Source organism: Kitasatospora sp. NA04385 (assembly GCF_013364235.1).
Classification (GTDB): domain Bacteria; phylum Actinomycetota; class Actinomycetes; order Streptomycetales; family Streptomycetaceae; genus Kitasatospora.
In genome coordinates, this window is the sequence record NZ_CP054919.1 from 4,618,694 (window position 1) to 4,638,198 (window position 19,505).

The window sequence follows — 19,505 nt, forward strand, 5'->3', positions numbered from 1 at the left end:
GATCCCGTCTCAGACGGGGGTGACGTTCTCCGCCTGCGGGCCCTTCGGGCCCTGGGTGACGTCGAAGCTGACCGCCTGGTTCTCCTCCAGCGAGCGGAAACCGGTCGCGTTGATGGCGGAGTAGTGGACGAAGACGTCGGGGCCGCCGCCCTCCTGGGCGATGAAGCCGAAGCCCTTCTCGGCGTTGAACCACTTGACGGTTCCGGTCGCCATGCCGTTCTCCTTGCGAGGGACGTTGTGGACGCCACACCTTGTGGCGCCCGGGTCCGCTGCGCTGATCGCCCCGCCTCCGGACGAGTCCGGAGTTTTTCGCACAGTGCTTCAATCAAAAGTCAATTGACGCCTGATACTGCTGAAAAATTACAAAAAGCCTGCGGTTACATGCTCCGCAGGCTCCAAGTACTGCAAGGGGAATCAAACTGCAACTGAGGGGAACGGTAGCACGCGGTGGCTGCCCCGACCAGGGGTGAACAACGGTGTCGGACGGTGTGTCGGAGACCGGATGCGGACCGTCCCAATCAGCGGGCATACCCTGCCGGGAGAGCACCAACCGCAAGGGAGCACACGGTGAGCAGTAGGGATGCCGGACAGCCGGAGAGCGCGGTCAGGCCGCGGGTCGGCCATATTCAGTTCCTCAACTGTCTTCCCCTCTACTGGGGCCTCGCGCGCACCGGGAACCTGCTCGACCTCGACCTCAGCAAGGACACCCCGGAGAAGCTCAGCGACCGGCTGGTGGCCGGCGAACTCGACCTCGGCCCGATCACCTGCGTGGAGTACCTGCGCAACGCGGCCGAACTGGTGGTGCTGCCCGACATCGCGGTCGGCAGCGACGGACCGGTGATGTCCTGCGTGATCGTCAGCAAGGTCCCGCTGGCCGAGCTGGACGGCCGCCGGGTCGCCCTCGGCTCGACCAGCCGCACCTCGGTGCGGCTGGCCCGGCTGCTGCTGGAGGAGCGCGAGGGGGTGCGCCCCGAGTACTTCTCCTGCCCGCCCGACCTGGACGCGATGCTCGCCGACGCCGACGCCGCCGTCCTGATCGGCGACCCCGCGCTGCGCGCCTCGCTGGAGCAGGCCCCCCGGCAGGGGCTGGCCGTGCACGACCTCGGCGCGATGTGGAAGGAGTGGACCGGGCTGCCGTTCGTCTTCGCCGTCTGGGCCGCCCGCCGCGAGTACGCCGAACGGCACCCCGAGCTGACCGCCGCCGTCCACCGGGCCTTCCTGGAGTCCCGCGACCTCTCGCTGGCCGAGGCCGGCAAGGTCGCCGAGCAGGCCGCCCGCTGGGAGGAGTTCGACGCCCCGCTGCTGGAGACGTACTTCTCCCGGGCGCTCGACTTCTCGCTCGGCGAGCGCCAGCTGGCCGGCATCGCCGAGTTCGCCCGCCGGGTCGCGCACGACAGCGGTTTCGCCCCCGACGTGCCGATCCGGCTGCTGGAGACCGCGCCCGCGGTGGTCTGACCGGTTCGGGGACCGGCGTTCCCGGCCGACGGCCGTCCTGGGATGATCGGACGGCCGGGACGCCCCGCGCGGCGGGCGTTCCGGGTGACGGACGAGGGGGACGGGCATGGAACTGCTCACGGCCGACGATCCGTCGGCGATCGGCGACTACCGGCTGCTGCGCCGGCTCGGCGCCGGCGGCATGGGACGGGTCTACCTGGGCCGGACCGCCGGCGGGCGGACCGTCGCGGTCAAGGTGGTGCGCTCCGAACTGGTCGACGACCCCGAGTTCCGGGCCAGGTTCCGCCAGGAGGTGTCCGCCGCCCGGCGGGTCGGCGGCCGCTGGACCGCCCCCGTGCTGGACGCCGACACCGAGGGCCCCCGGCCCTGGGTCGCCACCGGCTACGTGGCCGGCCCCTCGCTCGGCGAGGCCGTCCGCACCGCCGGGCCGCTCCCCGTCCCCTCCGTGCACGCCCTCGGCGCCCGGCTCGCCGAGGCCCTGGAGCAGGTGCACGCCCTCGGCCTGGTGCACCGGGACGTCAAGCCGTCCAACGTGCTGCTCACCCTGGACGGCCCCCGGCTGATCGACTTCGGGGTGACCCGCGCGCTGGACGCCGCCACCACGCTCACCCACAGCGGCTACGTGGTCGGCTCGCCCGGCTTCATGTCGCCCGAACAGGCCGCCGGCTCGCCCACCGGACCGGCCGGCGACGTCTTCTCGCTCGGCGCGCTGCTGGCCTTCGCCGCGACCGGCACCGCCCCGTTCGGCGAGGGCGTCAGCGCCGCCGTGCTGCTCTACCGCGTCCTGCACGAGGAACCCGTGCTCGACGGCCTGGACGGCGAGTTGCTGGACGCCGTCACCGCCTGCCTCGCCAAGGACCCGGCCCGCCGCCCCGCCCCCGCCGAATTGCGCGCCCGGCTCGCCCCCGCCGCCGCGGACGGCCCCGGGGGCTGGCTGCCGGCCCGCTGGCCGCCGCGGTCGGCCGCGCCGCCGTCGAACTGCTCGACCTGGAGGGCGACGGCGGGCCGGTCGGCGGCCCGTCGCGGACCGGGCGCCGACCGTGCTGGACGGCCTGGGACGGCGCCGCGAGCGGCGGACGGGCGGGGGGCGGCCGCCGCCNTCGGGGCGGTGGTGCTGGCGGGCGCGCTGTACGGCGGGCTGGCGGCGAGCGGCAACCTGCCCTGGGCGCAGGGCGGCCCCGGGCCGAGCACCTCGTCCTCGCCCCCGCCCTCGCCCTCGCCCGGACAGGACGCGCTCACCGGCACACCGAGCCCGAGTGCCAGTGCCAGTGCCAGTGCGAGTGCGAGCCCGAGCGGGACGGCGACGTCGGTGAAGGGGGACGGGAAGGCGCTGCCCGACGCGTTCCTCGGCACCTTCAAGGGCACCATCACCACCAAGATCGTCCCCCTGGGGTCCACCTTCACCGTGACCTTCACCGCCGGGAAGGTCGGCGAGGACGTCGGCCGCACCAGCAACGCCTCCGCGTTCGACAGCACCGTCTGCCGGGGCGTGCTCACCCTGCTCTCGGTGAAGGACCGCGAAGTCCTGCTCCAGGAACGCCCCGACGGCACCGACAGCGCCTGCACCGGCGCCCCCGAGAAGCAGACGTACACCCTGCTCGGCGGCGGCGGCCTGCACGTCGCGGTCTCCGAGGCGCCGCTCGGCTCCAACCCGGAAGGCGACCTGGTCAAGCAGTAGGGGGGACCCGGCCGGGCGGCGGGCGGCGCGGAACGGGGCTGCGGTGGGGCGGAAATGTGCTGGCGTACGCTGGGCGGGTCGTCCCTCCGATGAAGGAAGCAGGCCCGCCAGGTGTCCGAGCAGAACCTTTCCGCCACCCAGTTGCAGGCCGTGCTGGACCGCGCGGCCGAGGGCGGCCGGATCACCGCCGAGGAGGCCCTGGAGCTGTACCGCTCGGCTCCGCTGCACGCGCTGGGCGCGGCCGCCGACGCGGTGCGCCGCCGCCGGTACGCGGGCGTCGAGCACATCGCCACGTACATCATCGAGCGGAACATCAACTACACCAACGTCTGCGTCACGGCGTGCAAGTTCTGCGCGTTCTACGTGCCGCCGAAGAGCGACAAGGGCTGGTCGCGGGAGCTCGACGAGATCCTGCGCCGCTGCGCGGAGACCGTCGAGCTCGGCGGCACCCAGATCATGTTCCAGGGCGGGCACCACCCCGACTACGGCGTCGAGTACTACGAGGAGAACTTCGCCGCGATCAAGGCCGCGTTCCCGCAGCTGGTGATCCACTCGCTGGGCGCCTCCGAGGTCGAGCACATGGCGAAGATCTCCGGGGTGTCGGTGGAGGAGGCGATCACCCGCATCCACGCGGCGGGCCTCGACTCCTTCGCGGGCGCCGGCGCCGAACTGCTGCCGGAGCGGCCGCGCAAGGCGATCGCCCCGCTGAAGGAGTCCGGCGAGCGCTGGTTGGAGATCATGGAGACCGCGCACCGCCTCGGCGTCGAGTCCACCTCCACCATGCTGATGGGCACCGGCGAGACCAACGCCGAGCGGATCGAGCACCTGCGGATGATCCGCGACGTGCAGGACCGCACCGGGGGCTTCCGGGCGTTCATCCCCTACACCTACCAGCCGCAGAACAACCACCTGAAGGGCTCGACCCAGGCCACGGTCTTCGAGTACCTGCGGATGATCGCCGTCGCGCGGCTCTTCCTCGACAACGTCGCCCACATCCAGGGCTCCTGGCTCACCACCGGCAAGGAGGCCGGCCAACTGTCGCTGCACTACGGCGCGGACGACCTCGGCTCGGTCATGCTGGAGGAGAACGTGGTCTCGGCGGCCGGCGCCAAGCACCGCTCCAACCTGCACGAGCTGATCCACCTGATCCGCACCGCCGGCCGGGTGCCCGCCCAGCGCTCCACCACCTACGAGCACCTGCGCGTCCTCGACGACCCGGCCAACGACCCGGTCGACCCGCGGGTCGCCTCGCACATCGCCTCCACCGCGATCGAAGGCGGCACCGCGCACCCCGAGTTGACCATCCTGGCGACCAACTGACCGCCCCGACGTGCTGACCCTGCACCGGGCCCGGCTGCTGTTCACCGGCTCCGAGACGGTCGAGGACGGGGCGGTGCTGGTCGACGGCGCGGTGGTCGCCGCGATCGGCCCCTTCGCGGAGCTCGCGGGCGGCCCGGCCCGGGTCCGGGAGTGGCCCGGGCTGCTGGTGCCCGGGCTGCTCAACCGGCACGGGGCGTGGCTGCTGGAGACCGCCTACCACCCCGACCCGCGGGAGGGCGCCGGGGACCGGCCGCTGCTCCCCGCGGGCGAACTGACGGACGAACAGCGGGGCGGCAGCGCCCGGCGCGGGCTGCAACGGCTCCTCGCCCACGGCGCGACGGCCCTGGCGGGCCCGCTTCACCGCGCCTGCGTCCGGACGGCGGTCACCCGCTCCGGCCTGCGCCACCTCCCCGGCCCGGACACCGGCCCGGGCCCCCTCGACCCGCTCGCGGACGGCGGGTTGGACACCGCCCTGCACCGGCCGCTGACGGTCGGCGCCCCGGCCGACTTCGCCGTGTTCGCGGCCGGGACGGCGGCGGAGCCGGCCGGGGGCGGGGCGCCCTGCCTCGCGACGGTCCTGGACGGGCGGCTGCTGTACCGGCGGCGGTGATATCAGGGGCTCGGGGAACGGCGAGCGCGTGGCTGCGGGCGGTGCACTGCCGTGGCGCGCATCGGCTTCGGGTTCCGTTCAGGGCCCGCAGCGGCACGGACACTTCGACGGGCTCCGGCCGTCAGCAGACCTGGCCCCGCCGTTCCCCGAGCCCCTGACGGGGCTTCTTCTGACTCCCCGTGACCCGGGGAGGTCTTTGCGGCTAACATCCCGGTTCAGACCACCGCCCGAGCCAGGAACAGGACGCATGCGAGCCGAGACCCCCGAACGTCTCCGGACCCGACCGGCCCGGGGGTGGTACGTCGGGGCCGTGCTGAGCGCGGTGGTGGCGGTGGCGATGTGCCTGCTGGGGTGGCGACAGGCGGACCAGGCGGACCGGATCGACGCGCACCCGGTGCGGGTCGAGGGCACGGTCACCCAACTGCCCGGCGGCAGCGGGACGTACAGCCAGGTCGCGTACCCGGTGGACGGGCGGCGGCTGACGGCCGCGGACCTGTGGCTGCCGGCCGACGCCAAGGTCGGCGAACCGATCTGCCTGGAGCACGCGGCCGACGACGCCTCCGCGGTGCGGGTGTGCGGGAGGACGTACCCGCAGCCGGTGGGCGTCGGGTTGGCGCAGACGAGCGTGCCGGCGGCGGTGCTGATGTGCGCGCTGTGCCTGTGGCGGATCTGGCGCTTCCGCCGCCACCAGGCGGGCGAGGAGCGGGCCCGGGCCGGTTTCACGGTGGCGTTCGCGGCGGAGGGGATGCCCGCGCTGACCCAGGGGAAGCGCTCCCGGCGCCGCCGCAAGGGGGGCCGCCGCGCCCTGCGGTGAGCCCTGGTGACGGTGCGCGGCACCGCAAGGTGAACAATGGGGGCGTGACCCGAGCCCATCTGGACAAGCAGCCGCAGGACGTCGCCGCCATGTTCGACGACGTCGCGGCCAAGTACGACCGCACCAATGACGTGCTCTCGCTGGGCCAGGCCCGGCTGTGGCGCCGGGCGGTGGCCGACGCGGTGGGGGCCGTCGCGGGCCAGCGGATCCTGGACCTCGGTGCCGGCACCGGGACGTCCTCGCTGCCGTTCCTGGAGGCGGGCGCCGACGTGGTGCCGTGCGACTTCTCGATCGGGATGCTGACCGAGGGCAAGAGCCGCAACCCCGAACTCGCGCTGACCGCGGGCGACGCGACCCGGCTGCCGTTCGCGGACGAGTCGTTCGACGCCGTGACGATCTCGTTCGCGCTGCGCAACGTGCAGGAGCACGAGACGGCGATGCGGGAGATGCTGCGGGTGACCAAGCCCGGCGGCAAGCTGGTGATCTGCGAGTTCTCCACGCCGACCTGGACGCCGTTCCGGACGGTGTACACCGAGTACCTGATGCGGGCGCTGCCGCCGGTGGCGACCAGGGTGTCCTCCAACCCGGAGGCGTACGTGTACCTCGCCGAGTCGATCCGGGCCTGGCCGGACCAGCCCGCGCTGGCCGCCGAGTTGCAGCGGGCGGGCTGGACGAAGGTGGCGTGGCGCAACCTGACCGGCGGCATCGTCGCTCTCCACCGCGGCTTCAAGGCGCCGTAGACTGCGGTGGTTCGGCACCCCGCCCGCCGGAAAGGCGTTGACGGGGAGTCGGCCCCGACCCCCGTGACCCCGACGCGCGCAGGAGAGAGCCCCGTATGACCGAGACCGCCGTCGAGTCCACCGCCGACGTCATCGTGGTCGGCGCCGGTCCGGCCGGCTCCAGCACCGCGTACTGGCTGGCCCAGGCGGGCCTGGACGTGCTGCTGCTGGAGAAGACCGAGTTCCCGCGCGAGAAGGTGTGCGGGGACGGCCTGACCCCGCGCGCCGTCAAGCAGCTGGTCGACATGGGCATCGACGTGTCCGCCGAGAACGGCTGGCTGCGCAACAAGGGCCTGCGGATCATCGGCGGCGGCGTCCGGCTGGAACTGGACTGGCCGGACCTGGCCGCGTTCCCCGACTACGGGCTGGTGCGCAAGCGCGCCGACTTCGACGAGCTGCTGGCCCGGCAGGCGCAGAAGGCCGGGGCCCGGCTGTACGAGAACTGCAACGTCAGCGGGCCGGTCCAGGACCGCACCGGGCGGATCACCGGCGTGACCGCGAAGGTCGGGCCGGACAAGCGCGAGGTGGAGTTCCACGCGCCGCTGGTGGTGGCCGCGGACGGCAACTCGACCCGGCTGTCGCTGGCCATGGGCCTGCACCGGATCGAGTCCCGGCCGATGGGCGTCGCGTACCGGACGTACTTCACCTCGCCCCGGCACGACGACGACTACCTGGAGTCCTGGCTGGAGCTGTGGGACACCCGGGCCGGGCAGAAGAAGCTGCTGCCCGGCTACGGCTGGATCTTCGGCATGGGCGACGGCACCTCCAACGTGGGCCTGGGCATCCTCAACTCCTCGCCCGCCTTCGGCGACCTGAACTGGCGCGAGGTGCTCAAGAGCTGGTGCGCCGGCATGCCCGAGGAGTGGGGCTACACGCCGGAGAACATGACCGAGCCGATCCGCGGCGCCGCCCTGCCGATGGCCTTCAACCGGCAGCCGCACTACACCCGCGGCCTGCTGCTGGTCGGCGACGCGGGCGGCATGGTCAACCCGTTCAACGGCGAGGGCATCGCCTATGCGATGGAATCCGGCCAGCTCGCGGCGGGCGTCATCGTCCAGGCGATGGCCCGGATCACCCCCGAGGGCCGGGAGCGCGCGCTGGCCCGCTACCCGCAGGTGCTCAAGGACACCTACGGCGGCTACTACACGCTCGGCCGGGCATTCGTGAAGCTGATCGGCAACGACAAGGTGATGCGGATCGCCGCCGAGCGCGGCCTGACCCACCCCGTACTGATGAAGTTCGTCCTCAAGCTGCTGGCCAACCTGACCGACCCGAGCGGCGGCGACGTCGCGGACCGGATCATCAACGGCCTCACCAAGGTCGCACCGCGCGCCTGACCCCGCAGGCCCCGCCAAGGCGGCGGCCGAGCGCGAAAGCGCTTGCCCGCCGCCTTCCGCGTACGGCGGCGCTCAGCCCCGGGCGTCCCCGGCGGCGAGCCGTTCCGCCGCCTCCAGCCGCTCCATGCACGCCGTGTACTCGCGGAGGGCGTTGTCGACGGTTTCTGCCTCGGTGGTCGTACCCATCAGCTTCATCGCCGCGGCGAGGGCCTCGTCGTCGATGTCGATCTGCGTGATGCTCACTCCGCGCCTCCGGGACAGTGGGCGATGTTGACAGCCGGCATGTGCCATCAACATCGGCTCCGGCTCGCACGTCAGCCAGTTCGACCGTCCGAGGAGCGCGCGGTACTGGGTGATCCTGGACGAGAGCGTGATCCGCCGGGCGGCTGGGGCGGCGGGTTCAGACGTGGACGATCTTCACCACGGGTGAGCCCGGAAGTTCCTCGGCGGCCTTGCACAGGGCCGGGATGTGTGAACGGTCGGAGGTGACGAGCAGGACGGGGGGCGTGCAGAGGGCGGCCGTAGCGACCACGAGCGCGTCGACCAGGCACTCGTGCCCGTCGAGGCCGGAGGCGTCGAGCAGGTGGGCGGCGGCGTCCATCACCGCGTCGGTGACGGGCTTCACGTCGAAGCGGGAGAGCAGGAACCGGAGTCGGTCGGCGGCGGGGCCGCTCCGGCGGACCTCCAACGGGGTCAGGGCGGAGAGCGCGACCCGGCGGCCGGTGCGTTCGGCCACCTCGATGCGTGCCCGCATGCCCTCGTCGCCGTCGACGTGCAGCGAGAGCCCCTGGGCGTCCAGGACCAGAGTGCCCTCGCTCCTGGCCTTGACCTTGAGGCGCTTGCTCACCACTCCCGTTCCGCCTGCTCCAGCGCCTCGGCGGACACGGGACCGAACTCCTCGCGGTCGGCGGTGACGACCTCGCGGAGCTTCTGGGCGGCCAGCCACTCCTCCAGGGCCTCGGCCACGACGGAGGAGAAACCGGTTCGGCCCGTGCGCTCCTCGACTTCGTTGATCAACGACTGGGCCAGCGACACCGACCGCTTGCCGGCGCGCTCGTGGCTCTTGCGGGTTGGGACGGTCATACCCAAAAGGTAGCACCACCGGTAGGAAAAAATGCCGCCCGAGGTGTCGCCGGTCAGGCGGGCGGGCGCGAAAGCGCTTGCCCGGCGCCTTGCGGGTGCGGGAGAGTGGCGCCTTCCGAACCTCCCGTCCGATGCCGCACGGGCCCCCCGTCGAGTCTTCCGGGAGCCGTGCCGTGGCCGTCGTGTCCGTTGGTGTCCGTCCGCAGTTCGCGCGGGACCTGCCGCTGCTGGCGGTGGCGGTGGTGTGGGGTTCGAGTTTCCTGGTGGTGAAGCGGGTCGCCGAGCCGGAGACGGTGGTGGCGGTGCTGGCGCTGCGGTTCGCGCTGGTGCTGCCGGTGCTGGGGGCGGTGGCGTGGCGGCGGCTGCGGGGGCTGTCGGCGGCGCAGTGGGGCGGCGGGGCGCTGCTGGGGGCGGTGCTGGGGGCGGTGTTCCTGCTGGAGACGTACGGGGCGGTGCACACCTCGGCGACCAACGCGGGGCTGGTGATCAGCCTGACCATGGTGTTCACGCCGCTCGCGGAGGCGGCGCTGCGGCGTTCGGCGCCCTCGGGGGCGTTCCTGGCGGCGGCGGGGCTGTCGGTGCTGGGGGTGGCGCTGCTGACCGGGGACGGGGGGCTGCGGGCGCCGTCGGCGGGCGACCTGCTGGTGCTGGGCGCGGCGGTGGCGCGGACGGTGAACGTGCTGGCGACGGCCCGGCTGCGCGCGGTGCGCGGGGTGGACGCGCTGGCCCTGACCTGGGTCCAACTGGCTTTCGCGACACTGGTGTTCGTGCTGGCCTCGCCGCTGGCCGGCCCGTCGCCGCTGAGCGTGGCGGCGTCCTTCGACGCGGCGCGCTGGGGCCTGCTGCTGTACCTGTCGCTGCTGTGCACGCTGTTCGCGTTCTTCGTGCAGCTGTGGGCGGTGCGGGCCACCTCGCCGTCCCGGGTGAGCCTGCTGCTGGGCACCGAGCCGCTGTGGGCGGCGCTGTGCGGGGTGCTGCTGGCGGGGGACCGGCCGGGGCCGCTCGCGCTGCTGGGGGCGGTGGCGGTGCTGGCGGGCACCGAGTGGGGCCGGCGGCGGGCGCCGCGGGGCCCCGCCGGATCTTGAGAGCTTGTGAACGAAGGGTCAAGCGGCTGCCGCTCCGGGTCCACCGGGCGGGTGAGATCCACTATCACGTCAACCGGATCACTCCGAAATTTGCCTCGGCCGCAGCAGAATTGATATAGGGCGTGGCCGAACGGCGGCCGTTTCGCGCTGGGTTGCGACTGTATGTGGCCAATCGCCCGCTCTGGGTCGAACAGTGGTGATCGATCCGCTTCCGGTGGTCTTCGTCGGGTGGCGAAGATCACAAAGATCATCGGGAACTGCGTGTCGCAGATCACAAGCGGACAGGCATAGGATGCGCTCCAACCTGGCTTTGTGAACTGCCTCACATGGAGCCGGATCCCACGAAGTGGATCATCATTTCACCCTTGGTGACCTGGTGGTTCCGATCTGCAGTCAAGGACGACTGGACGGAGGGAGCGGGGGCTATGAATGCCTACGCGCCGATCCTCGTACTCGGTGCCATCGCCGCGGCGTTCGCGGTCGGCTCCGTCGTGATGGCCTCGCTCACCGGCCCGAAGCGCTACAACCGGGCCAAGTTGGAGGCGTACGAGTGCGGTATCGAACCGACCCCGCAGCCGGTGGGCGGCGGGCGGTTCCCGATCAAGTACTACCTGACGGCGATGCTGTTCATCGTCTTCGACATCGAGATCGTCTTCCTCTACCCGTGGGCGGTCAGCTTCGACGCCCTGGGGATCTTCGGGCTGGTCGAGATGCTCCTGTTCATCGCCACCGTGTTCGTCGCCTACGCCTACGTCTGGCGCCGCGGCGGCCTGGAGTGGGACTGACCACCGGCCGCCGCCGGGCGCGGCGTTTGTGAACGGGCGGACAAGCCACCGGAGTCGAGGGCATTGAGAGGGAACTGATGGGTATCGAGGAGAAGCTGCCGAGCGGCTTTCTGCTCACCAGCGTGGAGGCCGCCGCGGGCTGGGTGCGGAAGGCTTCGGTCTTCCCGGCCACCTTCGGTCTGGCCTGCTGCGCGATCGAGATGATGACCACCGGCGCGGGCCGCTACGACCTGGCCCGGTTCGGCATGGAGGTCTTCCGCGGCTCGCCCCGGCAGGCCGACCTGATGATCGTGGCCGGCCGGGTCAGCCAGAAGATGGCGCCGGTGCTGCGGCAGGTCTACGACCAGATGCCGAACCCGAAGTGGGTCATCTCGATGGGCGTGTGCGCCTCCTCCGGCGGCATGTTCAACAACTACGCGATCGTCCAGGGCGTCGACCACATCGTCCCCGTGGACATCTACCTGCCGGGCTGCCCGCCCCGCCCGGAGATGCTGCTGGACGCGATCGTCAAGCTGCACGACAAGATCCAGCACGAGAAGCTCGGCGTGAACCGCCGCCGGGCCGAGGAGGAGGCCGAGCGCCTCGCGCTGCAGGCCGTCCCGACCAGCGAGATGCGGGGGCTGCTGCGATGAGCGACTCCGACAAGCCGGAGCAGGCGCCCGACGTCCCGGCGACCCGGCGGGAGATCCCGGTCGAGGTGGTCGGCGCCCGGCAGGGCATGTTCGGCGCCCACGGCACCGGCGACACCTCCGGCTTCGGCGGCCTGACCGCGCCGATCGTGCTGCCCGGCGCCGGCGAGCGCCCGTACGGCGGCTGGTTCGACGAGGTGGCCGACGAGTTCGAGGGCGCGCTGGAGGAGCAGGGCCTCGACCCGGCGGACGTCATCGAGAAGACGGTGGTCGACCGCGGCGAACTGACCTTCCACGTGGACCGCGCGCACCTGCTCAAGGCGGTGCGGATCCTGCGCGACGACCCGGCGCTGCGCTTCGAACTCTGCCTGGGCGTCAGCGGCGTGCACTACCCGCACGACAAGGGCCGGGAACTGCACGCGGTCTACCACCTGCGCTCGATCACCCACACCCGGCTGATCCGGCTGGAGGTCACCGCGCCCGACGCGGACCCGCGCGTCCCGTCGGTGGTGAGCGTCTACCCGACCAACGACTGGCACGAGCGGGAGACCTACGACTTCTTCGGCCTGGTCTTCGAGGGCCACCCGGCGCTCACCCGGATCATGATGCCGGACGACTGGCTGGGGCACCCGCAGCGCAAGGACTACCCGCTCGGCGGCATCCCCGTCGAGTACAAGGGCGCCCAGATCCCGGCTCCCGACCAGCGGAGGTCGTACAGCTGATGAGCAGCACCCACTACGAAGCAGGAGCCCGGGAGACCACCGAGGGACGGGTCTTCACCGTCACCGGCGGCGACTGGGGCGAGGTCGCCGAGGCGGTGGCCGGCGCCGACGACGAGCGGATCATCGTCAACATGGGCCCGCAGCACCCGTCCACCCACGGCGTGCTGCGGCTGATCCTGGAGATCGACGGCGAGACGGTCACCGAGGCCCGCTGCGGCATCGGCTACCTGCACACCGGCATCGAGAAGAACATGGAGTTCCGCAACTGGGTGCAGGGCACCACGTTCGTGACGCGGATGGACTACCTCACCCCGCTGTACAACGAGACCGCCTACTGCCTGGCCGTGGAGAAGCTGCTCGGCATCACCGCGGACGTGCCCGAGCGGGCCACCGTGATCCGGGTGCTGATGATGGAGCTCAACCGGATCTCCTCGCACCTGGTGGCGCTGGCCACCGGCGGCATGGAGATCGGCTCCACCACCCTGATGATCTACGGCTTCCGGGACCGCGAGACCGTCCTGGACATCTTCGAGCTGGTCACCGGCCTGCGGATGAACCACGCCTACGTCCGCCCCGGCGGCCTGGCCCAGGACCTGCCGCCCGGCGCGGTCGACAAGATCCGCGAGGGCGTCAACCTGCTGCGCTCGCGGATGCACGAGTACGACAAGCTGGCCACCGACAACCCGGTGTTCAAGGCCCGGCTGGTCGACGTCGGCTTCCTCGACCTGCCCGGCTGCCTGGCGCTCGGCGCCACCGGCCCGATCCTGCGGGCCACCGGGCTGCCGCACGACCTGCGCAAGTCCGACCCGTACTGCGGGTACGAGACGTACGACTTCGACGTCGCGGTGGCCGACACCGCGGACTCCTACGGGCGGTTCCTGATCCGCCTGGAGGAGATGAAGCAGTCGCTGCGGATCGTCGAGCAGTGCCTGGAGCGGCTGAGGCCCGGGCCGGTCATGGTGGCCGACAAGAAGATCGCCTGGCCGTCCCAGCTGGCCGTCGGCCCCGACGGCATGGGCAACTCGCTGGACCACATCCGGAAGATCATGGGCACCTCGATGGAGGCCCTGATCCACCACTTCAAGCTGGTCACCGAGGGCTTCAAGGTGCCGGTGGGCCAGGCCTACGCCGCGGTGGAGTCGCCCAAGGGCGAACTCGGCGTGCACGTGGTCAGCGACGGCGGCACCCGGCCCTACCGGGTGCACTTCCGCGACCCGTCGTTCACCAACCTGCAGACGATGGCCGCGATGTGCGAGGGCGGCCCGCTGGCCGACGTGATCGTGGCGGTGGCCGGGATCGACCCGGTGATGGGAGGCGTGGACCGGTGAGCAGCACAGAACTCGGCCTGCCGGCACTGCCGGCCAAGCCCTACCCGCCGGAGGTCGAGGCCCGACTCGCCGCCGACGCGCGGGAGTTGATCGACCGCTACCCGCAGTCCCGGTCCGCCCTGCTGCCGCTGCTGCACCTGGTGCAGGCCGAGGACGGCTGCGTCACCCCGACCGGCATCCGGTTCTGCGCCGAGCAGTTGGAGCTGACCACCGCCGAGGTCACCGCGGTCGCCACCTTCTACACGATGTACCGGCGTCGCCCGGCCGGCGAGTACCACGTCGGCGTGTGCACCAACACGCTGTGCGCGGTGCTCGGCGGCGACCAGATCTTCGACGAGCTCTCCGAGCACCTCGGCATCGCCAACAACCGCACCACCGACGACGGTTCGGTCTCGATCGAGCGGATCGAGTGCAACGCGGCCTGCGACTACGCCCCCGTGGTGATGGTCAACTGGGAGTTCTTCGACAACCAGACGCCCGAGAGCGCCAAGCAGCTGGTCGACCGGCTGCGCGCCGGGCAGGAGGTCAGCCCCACCCGCGGCGCCAAGCTCTGCTCGTTCAAGGAGACCTCCCGCATCCTGGCCGGGTTCGCCGACGAACGCCCCGGCGCGAACGACGAGTCCGGGGCCGGCGGCGCCCCCTCGCTGGCCGGCCTGCGGCTGGCCAAGGGCGAGGCGCTGCCCGGCACCCCGGGCGCCAAGGTGGTCTCCCCCCGGCACGAAGGGACGGAAGCGTGATGACCTCCGCCGAACCGGCCGAGAAGCTCCTCTCCCCGGTCCTCTCCGCGTCCTGGGACGACCACCGCCCCTGGACGCTGGAGACCTACCGCCGGCACGGCGGCTACGACGGCCTGACCGCCGCCCTCGCGATGGCCCCGGACGACGTGATCGCCCTGGTCAAGGACGCGGGCCTGCGCGGGCGCGGCGGCGCCGGCTTCCCCACCGGCATGAAGTGGCAGTTCATCCCGCAGAACGACGGCAAGCCGCACTACCTGGTGGTCAACGCCGACGAGTCCGAGCCGGGCACCTGCAAGGACATCCCGCTGCTGTTCGCCAACCCGCACGCGCTGATCGAGGGCATGATCATCGCCTCGTACGCGATCCGCTGCGAGCACGCCTTCGTCTACCTGCGCGGCGAGGTCGTCCCGGTGCTGCGCCGCCTCCAGGCGGCCGTCGCCGAGGCGTACGAGGCCGGGTACCTCGGCAAGGACGTCCAGGGCTCCGGCATCGACCTCGACATCACCGTGCACGCCGGCGCCGGCGCGTACATCTGCGGCGAGGAGACCGCGCTGCTCGACTCGCTGGAGGGCCGCCGCGGCCAGCCCCGGCTGCGCCCGCCGTTCCCGGCGATCGCCGGCCTGTACGCCTGCCCGACCGTGGTGAACAACGTCGAGTCGATCGCCTCGGTGCCGCCGATCCTGGCCCGCGGCAAGGACTGGTTCACGTCGCTGGGCACCGAGAAGTCGCCCGGCTTCACGCTGTACTCGCTCTCCGGGCACGTCACCAACCCCGGCCAGTACGAGGCGCCGCTCGGCATCACGCTGCGCCAGCTGCTGGAGATCACCGGCGGCGTCCGGGCCGGGCACCGGCTCAAGTTCTGGACGCCGGGCGGCTCCTCCACCCCCATGTTCACCGAGGAGCACCTCGACGTCCCGCTGGACTACGAGGGCGTCGGCGCGGCCGGCTCGATGCTCGGCACCAAGGCGCTCCAGGTCTTCGACGAGACCACCTGCGTGGTGCGGGCCGTCACCCGGTGGACCGAGTTCTACGCCCACGAGTCCTGCGGCAAGTGCACCCCGTGCCGCGAGGGCACCTACTGGCTGGTCCAGCTGCTCAAGCGGATCGAGGCCGGCCAGGGCGCGGCCGGCGACCTGGAGAAGCTGCTCGACATCGCCGACAACATCAACGGCAAGTCGTTCTGCGCGCTGGGCGACGGCGCGGCCAGCCCGATCGTCTCCTCGCTCCAGCACTTCCGCGCCGAGTACCAGCAGCACATCGACGAACACCGCTGCCCGTTCGACCCGGCGGCCTCCACCGTCTGGGCCGACCGGGCCCCCGTCCACGAGTCCGCCACCGAGAGGGAGGTGCACGCGTGACGGTCACGGAGCCTTCCACCCAGACCGAGCTGGTCACGCTCACCATCGACGGCGTCGAGGTCAGCGTCCCCAAGGGCACGCTGGTGATCCGCGCCGCCGAGCAGATCGGCACCCAGATCCCGCGCTTCTGCGACCACCCGCTGCTCGACCCCGCCGGGGCGTGCCGCCAGTGCATCGTGGAGGTCGAGGGGCAGCGCAAGCCGGTCGCCTCCTGCACCATCCCGGTCGCCGAGGGCATGGTGGTGCGCACCCAGCTGTCCTCGCCGGTCGCCGAGAAGGCGCAGCGCGGCGTGATGGAACTGCTGCTGATCAACCACCCGCTGGACTGCCCGGTCTGCGACAAGGGCGGCGAGTGCCCGCTGCAGAACCAGGCGATGTCCACCGGCGACCCCGACTCCCGGTTCGAGGGCGTCAAGCGGACGTACGAGAAGCCCGTCCCGCTCTCCACCCAGGTGCTGCTGGACCGCGAGCGCTGCGTGCTGTGCGCGCGCTGCACCCGCTTCTCGCAGCAGATCGCCGGCGACCCGTTCATCGACCTGGTCGAGCGCGGCGCGCTCCAGCAGGTCGGCACCGGCGTCGACCAGCCGCTGGACTCGTACTTCTCCGGCAACACCATCCAGATCTGCCCGGTCGGCGCGCTCACCTCCGCCGCCTACCGGTTCCGCTCCCGCCCGTTCGACCTGGTGTCCTCCCCGTCGGTGTGCGAGCACTGCTCGGCCGGCTGCGGGCAGCGCACCGACCACCGGCGCGGCAAGGTGATGCGGCGCCTGGCCGGCAACGAGCCGGAGGTCAACGAGGAGTGGAACTGCGACAAGGGCCGCTTCGCGTTCCGCTACGCCCAGCAGCGCGACCGGTTCACCGCGCCGATGGTCCGCCGGGACGGCGAACTCGTCGCCGCGTCCTGGCCGGAGGCGCTGGCCCGGGCCGCCGAGGGGCTGCGCGGGGCGCGCGCCGCGGTGCTCGCGGGCGGCCGGGTGACGGTCGAGGACGCGTACGGCTACGGCAAGTTCGCCCGCGTCGCGCTCGGCACCAACGACGTCGACTTCCGCTCCCGGCCGCACAGCGGCGAGGAGGCCGACTTCCTGGCCGCGGCCGTCGCCGGACACGGGGTCGACCTGGACGGCGGCGGGGTCTCCTACCGGCAGCTGGAGGCCGCACCGGCCGTGCTGCTGGTCGGCCTGGAGGCCGAGGAGGAGGCGCCGATCGTCTTCCTGCGGCTGCGCAAGGCCAACCGGGCGTCCGGGCTGCGGGTGTTCTCGATCGCCTCGCACGCCTCCCGGGGCCTGGCCAAGCTGCGCGGCGCGCTGCTGCCCGCCGCCCCCGGCACCGAGGTCGAGTGGCTGGGCGCGCTGGCCGGCGAGGAGGTGCTCGCCGACGACGCCGGGCGGTGCGCGGACGCGCTGCGCTCCCCGGGCGCCGTGCTGCTGGTCGGCGAGCGGCTCGCGCAGACCGCCGGCGGCCTGACCGCCGCACTGCGCCTGGCGCACGCCACCGGGGCGAAGCTCGCCTGGGTGCCGCGCCGGGCCGGCGAGCGGGCGCCGTCGAGGCGGGCGCGCTGCCCGGGCTGCTGCCCGGCGGCCGGGCCGTCGCGGTGCCCGCCGCCCGCGCCGACGCCGCCGCGCACTGGGGCGGCGGCGAACTGCCGGCCCGCCCCGGCCGCGACACCGGCCAGATCCTGGCCGCCGCGGTGCAGGGCGAGCTGGACGCGCTGGTGGTCGGCGGCGTCGGCCTGGACGACCTGCCGGACCCGGCGCTCGCCGAGGAGGCGCTCGCCCGGGTCGGCTTCGTGCTCTCGCTGGAGCTGCGCCCGTCCGCGGTCACCGCGCACGCCGACGTGGTGCTGCCGGTCGCGGCGGTCGCCGAGAAGGCCGGCACCTTCCTGGACTGGGAGGGCCGGGTCCGGATGTTCGAACCGGCGCTCAAGCCCGACCAGTTGATGCAGCGTCACCTGCACGCCGACGTCCGGGTGCTGAACATGGTCGCGGACGCGCTGGGCCGGCCGATCGGCCTGCCCGACGTCCGGGCGGCCCGGCTGGAGCTGGACCGCTTCGCCCCGTGGGCGGGCGACCGCCCGGCCGCGCCCGCCGCGCTGCCCGCCGTGCTGCCCCGCCCGGCCACCGGGCAGGCCGTGCTGGCCGGCCACCGGATGCTGCTGGACCACGGCTCGCTGCAGGAGGGCGACGCGCACCTGGCCGGCACCCGGCACGCCGCGGTGGCCCGGCTGTCGGCCGCCACCGCCGCCGAGATCGGCGCGGGCGCCGCGCTGCGGGTCACCGGCCCGGCCGGGTCGCTGACCCTGCCGCTGGAGATCACCGACGCGATGCCGGACCGCACGGTCTGGCTGCCGCTCAACTCGACGCCGGACGGCGGCGCGTACCGCGCGCTCGGCACCACGGTCGGCCACCTGGTCACCATCGCCCCGGCGGAGGAATCATGAGCCCCCTCGCTGCCCCCCTCTCCGCCCCCCTGGCCGCCGCCGACACGCTCGGCTTCTTCGGCCGCGACCCGTGGTGGCTGGTGCTGCTGAAGGCGGTGTTCTGCTTCGCGTTCCTGGTCCTGACGGTGCTGATCGCCATCGTCTGGGAGCGCAAGGTGGTCGCCTGGATGCAGCTGCGGATCGGCCCGAACCGGCACGGCCCGTGGGGCCTGCTGCAGTCGCTGGCCGACGGCGTGAAGCTGGCGCTGAAGGAAGACCTGGTGGTCAAGGGCGCCGACAAGGCGGTCTACGTGCTGGCGCCGATCGTCGCGGCGATCCCCGCGTTCATGGCGTTCGCGGTGATCCCGTTCGGCCCGGCCGACAACCAGGTGTCGATCTTCGGCACCCGGACGCCGCTCCAGCTGACCGACCTGCCGATCGCGCTGCTGTACATCCTGGCCACCGCCTCGGTGGGCATCTACGGCATCGTGCTGGCGGGCTGGTCGTCCGGTTCGACGTACCCGCTGCTCGGCGGCATCCGCTCCTCCGCCCAGATGATCAGCTACGAGATCGCGATGGGCCTGTCGTTCGCGGCGGTGTTCATCTACTCGGGCTCGATGTCGACCTCGGAGATCGTCTCCTCGCAGCAGCCGACCTGGTTCGCGGTGCTGCTGCCGGTGTCGTTCATCGTGTACGTCATCGCGATGGTCGGCGAGACCAACCGGGCGCCGTTCGACCTCCCGGAGGCCGAGGGCGAGCTGGTCGGCGGCTTCAACACCGAGTACTCCTCGCTGAAGTTCGCGATGTTCATGCTGGCCGAGTACGTCAACATGGTCACCGTCTCGGCGGTCGCCTCCACGCTGTTCCTGGGCGGCTGGCGCGCCCCGTGGCCGATCTCCACCTTCTGGGAGGGCGCGAACCACGGCTGGTGGCCGATGCTGTGGATCGTGCTGAAGATCCAGCTGCTGCTGTTCTTCTTCATCTGGCTGCGCGGCACCCTGCCCCGGCTGCGCTACGACCAGTTCATGAAGCTCGGCTGGAAGGTGCTGATCCCGGTCTCGCTGGTGTGGCTGGTGATGGTGGCCACCGTGCGGGCGCTGCGCAACGAGGGCTACGACTTCGCCAAGGTGGTGCTGTACGTCGGCGCGCCGCTGGCGGCGGTGCTGCTGGTCGCGCTGGTCGTCGACCTGCTGCGGAAGAAGCCCGCGCCCGCTCCGGAGCCGGAGCCCGCGTTCGACCCGATGGCCGGGGGCTACCCCGTACCGCCGCTGCCCGGGCAGGAACTGCCGCCCGTCCCGCGCCGCCGCCGCCGGACCCCGCAACTCCAGGACGCCCTCAACGGGGCCGACCATTCCGAAGGGAGCTGATC

General features: G+C 72.5%; 18 protein-coding genes and 2 pseudogenes. 16 read left to right on the plus strand and 4 right to left on the minus strand.

Going from position 1 to position 19,505, the window contains the following annotated elements; all coding sequences use genetic code 11:
- Positions 1–9: 9 nt before the first annotated feature.
- On the minus strand, positions 10–213 hold the full coding sequence (locus HUT16_RS20735) for a cold-shock protein (protein WP_176189615.1): 204 nt from the start codon (positions 211–213) through the stop codon (positions 10–12).
- A 354-nt stretch (positions 214–567) separates the two neighbouring features.
- On the opposite strand from HUT16_RS20735, the gene HUT16_RS20740 reads away from it, so the two are divergent.
- The 7 genes from HUT16_RS20740 to HUT16_RS20770 all read left to right on the plus strand — a co-directional run bounded on the left by HUT16_RS20740 (position 568) and on the right by HUT16_RS20770 (position 7,993).
- On the plus strand, positions 568–1,455 hold the full coding sequence (locus HUT16_RS20740; protein WP_176189616.1) for a menaquinone biosynthetic enzyme MqnA/MqnD family protein: 888 nt from the start codon (positions 568–570) through the stop codon (positions 1,453–1,455).
- A 106-nt stretch (positions 1,456–1,561) separates the two neighbouring features.
- The gene (locus HUT16_RS20745; protein WP_176189617.1) at positions 1,562–3,133 is read left to right on the plus strand and encodes a serine/threonine-protein kinase; all 1,572 of its coding nucleotides are present in this window, start codon (positions 1,562–1,564) and stop codon (positions 3,131–3,133) included.
- A gap of 111 nt (positions 3,134–3,244) precedes the next feature.
- Positions 3,245–4,453 (plus strand): cyclic dehypoxanthinyl futalosine synthase, encoded by a 1,209-nt coding sequence (mqnC, locus tag HUT16_RS20750; RefSeq protein ID WP_176189618.1) that lies wholly within the window; start codon positions 3,245–3,247, stop codon positions 4,451–4,453.
- 10 nt (positions 4,454–4,463) lie between these two features.
- Complete coding sequence (locus HUT16_RS20755; protein ID WP_176189619.1) at positions 4,464–5,063, plus strand: hypothetical protein; 600 nt, start codon at positions 4,464–4,466, stop codon at positions 5,061–5,063.
- 247 nt (positions 5,064–5,310) lie between these two features.
- Entirely contained in the window at positions 5,311–5,877 is a 567-nt protein-coding gene (locus tag HUT16_RS20760) for a hypothetical protein (protein ID WP_176189620.1), read from the plus strand.
- 44 nt (positions 5,878–5,921) lie between these two features.
- Positions 5,922–6,617 carry a demethylmenaquinone methyltransferase gene (locus HUT16_RS20765; protein WP_176189621.1) on the plus strand — a complete coding sequence of 232 codons (696 nt, stop codon included), beginning with the start codon at positions 5,922–5,924 and terminating at the stop codon, positions 6,615–6,617.
- 95 nt (positions 6,618–6,712) lie between these two features.
- Positions 6,713–7,993 carry a geranylgeranyl reductase family protein gene (locus HUT16_RS20770; RefSeq protein WP_176189622.1) on the plus strand — a complete coding sequence of 427 codons (1,281 nt, stop codon included), beginning with the start codon at positions 6,713–6,715 and terminating at the stop codon, positions 7,991–7,993.
- Between the two features lie 75 nt (positions 7,994–8,068).
- On the opposite strand, the pseudogene HUT16_RS20775 reads toward HUT16_RS20770, so the two are convergent.
- The 3 genes and pseudogenes from HUT16_RS20775 to HUT16_RS20785 all read right to left on the minus strand — a co-directional run.
- Positions 8,069–8,236: pseudogene (locus tag HUT16_RS20775) on the minus strand (type II toxin-antitoxin system VapB family antitoxin); the annotation flags it as partial.
- 157 nt (positions 8,237–8,393) lie between these two features.
- Complete coding sequence (locus HUT16_RS20780; RefSeq protein WP_217712089.1) at positions 8,394–8,840, minus strand: DNA-binding protein; 447 nt, start codon at positions 8,838–8,840, stop codon at positions 8,394–8,396.
- Positions 8,837–9,076, minus strand: a complete 240-nt coding sequence (locus HUT16_RS20785) for a hypothetical protein (protein WP_176189624.1) — start codon at positions 9,074–9,076, stop codon at positions 8,837–8,839. The genes HUT16_RS20780 and HUT16_RS20785 overlap by 4 nt, the downstream gene beginning before the upstream one ends.
- 173 nt (positions 9,077–9,249) lie before the next feature.
- Here HUT16_RS20785 and HUT16_RS20790 point away from each other — a divergent pair, with 173 nt between their 5' ends.
- The 9 genes and pseudogenes from HUT16_RS20790 (at position 9,250) to nuoH (ending at position 19,503) form a co-directional block, all read left to right on the plus strand.
- Positions 9,250–10,161 carry a DMT family transporter gene (locus HUT16_RS20790; protein ID WP_176189625.1) on the plus strand — a complete coding sequence of 304 codons (912 nt, stop codon included), beginning with the start codon at positions 9,250–9,252 and terminating at the stop codon, positions 10,159–10,161.
- A gap of 425 nt (positions 10,162–10,586) precedes the next feature.
- Positions 10,587–10,946 (plus strand): NADH-quinone oxidoreductase subunit A, encoded by a 360-nt coding sequence (locus tag HUT16_RS20795; RefSeq protein WP_014137597.1) that lies wholly within the window; start codon positions 10,587–10,589, stop codon positions 10,944–10,946.
- A gap of 77 nt (positions 10,947–11,023) precedes the next feature.
- Positions 11,024–11,578, plus strand: a complete 555-nt coding sequence (locus tag HUT16_RS20800) for an NADH-quinone oxidoreductase subunit B family protein (protein WP_176189626.1) — start codon at positions 11,024–11,026, stop codon at positions 11,576–11,578.
- Positions 11,575–12,297: an NADH-quinone oxidoreductase subunit C gene (locus tag HUT16_RS20805; protein WP_176189627.1), complete on the plus strand. Its 723-nt coding sequence runs from the start codon at positions 11,575–11,577 to the stop codon at positions 12,295–12,297. The genes HUT16_RS20800 and HUT16_RS20805 overlap by 4 nt, the downstream gene beginning before the upstream one ends.
- A complete protein-coding gene (locus HUT16_RS20810; RefSeq protein WP_176189628.1) occupies positions 12,297–13,625 on the plus strand; it encodes an NADH-quinone oxidoreductase subunit D in 1,329 nt (442 codons plus the stop codon). The genes HUT16_RS20805 and HUT16_RS20810 overlap by 1 nt, the downstream gene beginning before the upstream one ends.
- A 17-nt stretch (positions 13,626–13,642) precedes the next feature.
- Complete coding sequence (gene nuoE, locus HUT16_RS20815; RefSeq protein ID WP_254898334.1) at positions 13,643–14,362, plus strand: NADH-quinone oxidoreductase subunit NuoE; 720 nt, start codon at positions 13,643–13,645, stop codon at positions 14,360–14,362.
- Positions 14,362–15,720 (plus strand): NADH-quinone oxidoreductase subunit NuoF, encoded by a 1,359-nt coding sequence (gene nuoF / locus HUT16_RS20820; protein WP_176189630.1) that lies wholly within the window; start codon positions 14,362–14,364, stop codon positions 15,718–15,720. Before nuoE ends, nuoF begins: the two co-directional genes overlap by 1 nt.
- Positions 15,717–18,157 (plus strand): annotated as a pseudogene (locus tag HUT16_RS20825) (NADH-quinone oxidoreductase subunit G). Before nuoF ends, HUT16_RS20825 begins: the two are co-directional and overlap by 4 nt.
- Entirely contained in the window at positions 18,154–19,503 is a 1,350-nt protein-coding gene (gene nuoH, locus HUT16_RS20830) for an NADH-quinone oxidoreductase subunit NuoH (RefSeq protein WP_176189631.1), read from the plus strand. Before HUT16_RS20825 ends, nuoH begins: the two are co-directional and overlap by 4 nt.
- Positions 19,504–19,505 lie beyond the last annotated feature (2 nt).

Coding starts and splice junctions, on each gene's coding strand:
- HUT16_RS20735 (WP_176189615.1), bottom strand. CDS start 213: ATGGCGACCGGAACCGTCAAGTGGTTCAACGCCGAGAAGGGCTTCGGC.
- HUT16_RS20760 (WP_176189620.1), top strand. CDS start 5,311: ATGCGAGCCGAGACCCCCGAACGTCTCCGGACCCGACCGGCCCGGGGG.
- HUT16_RS20770 (WP_176189622.1), top strand. CDS start 6,713: ATGACCGAGACCGCCGTCGAGTCCACCGCCGACGTCATCGTGGTCGGC.
- HUT16_RS20785 (WP_176189624.1), bottom strand. CDS start 9,076: ATGACCGTCCCAACCCGCAAGAGCCACGAGCGCGCCGGCAAGCGGTCG.
- HUT16_RS20795 (WP_014137597.1), top strand. CDS start 10,587: ATGAATGCCTACGCGCCGATCCTCGTACTCGGTGCCATCGCCGCGGCG.
- HUT16_RS20800 (WP_176189626.1), top strand. CDS start 11,024: ATGGGTATCGAGGAGAAGCTGCCGAGCGGCTTTCTGCTCACCAGCGTG.
- HUT16_RS20805 (WP_176189627.1), top strand. CDS start 11,575: ATGAGCGACTCCGACAAGCCGGAGCAGGCGCCCGACGTCCCGGCGACC.
- HUT16_RS20810 (WP_176189628.1), top strand. CDS start 12,297: ATGAGCAGCACCCACTACGAAGCAGGAGCCCGGGAGACCACCGAGGGA.
- nuoF (WP_176189630.1), top strand. CDS start 14,362: ATGACCTCCGCCGAACCGGCCGAGAAGCTCCTCTCCCCGGTCCTCTCC.
- nuoH (WP_176189631.1), top strand. CDS start 18,154: ATGAGCCCCCTCGCTGCCCCCCTCTCCGCCCCCCTGGCCGCCGCCGAC.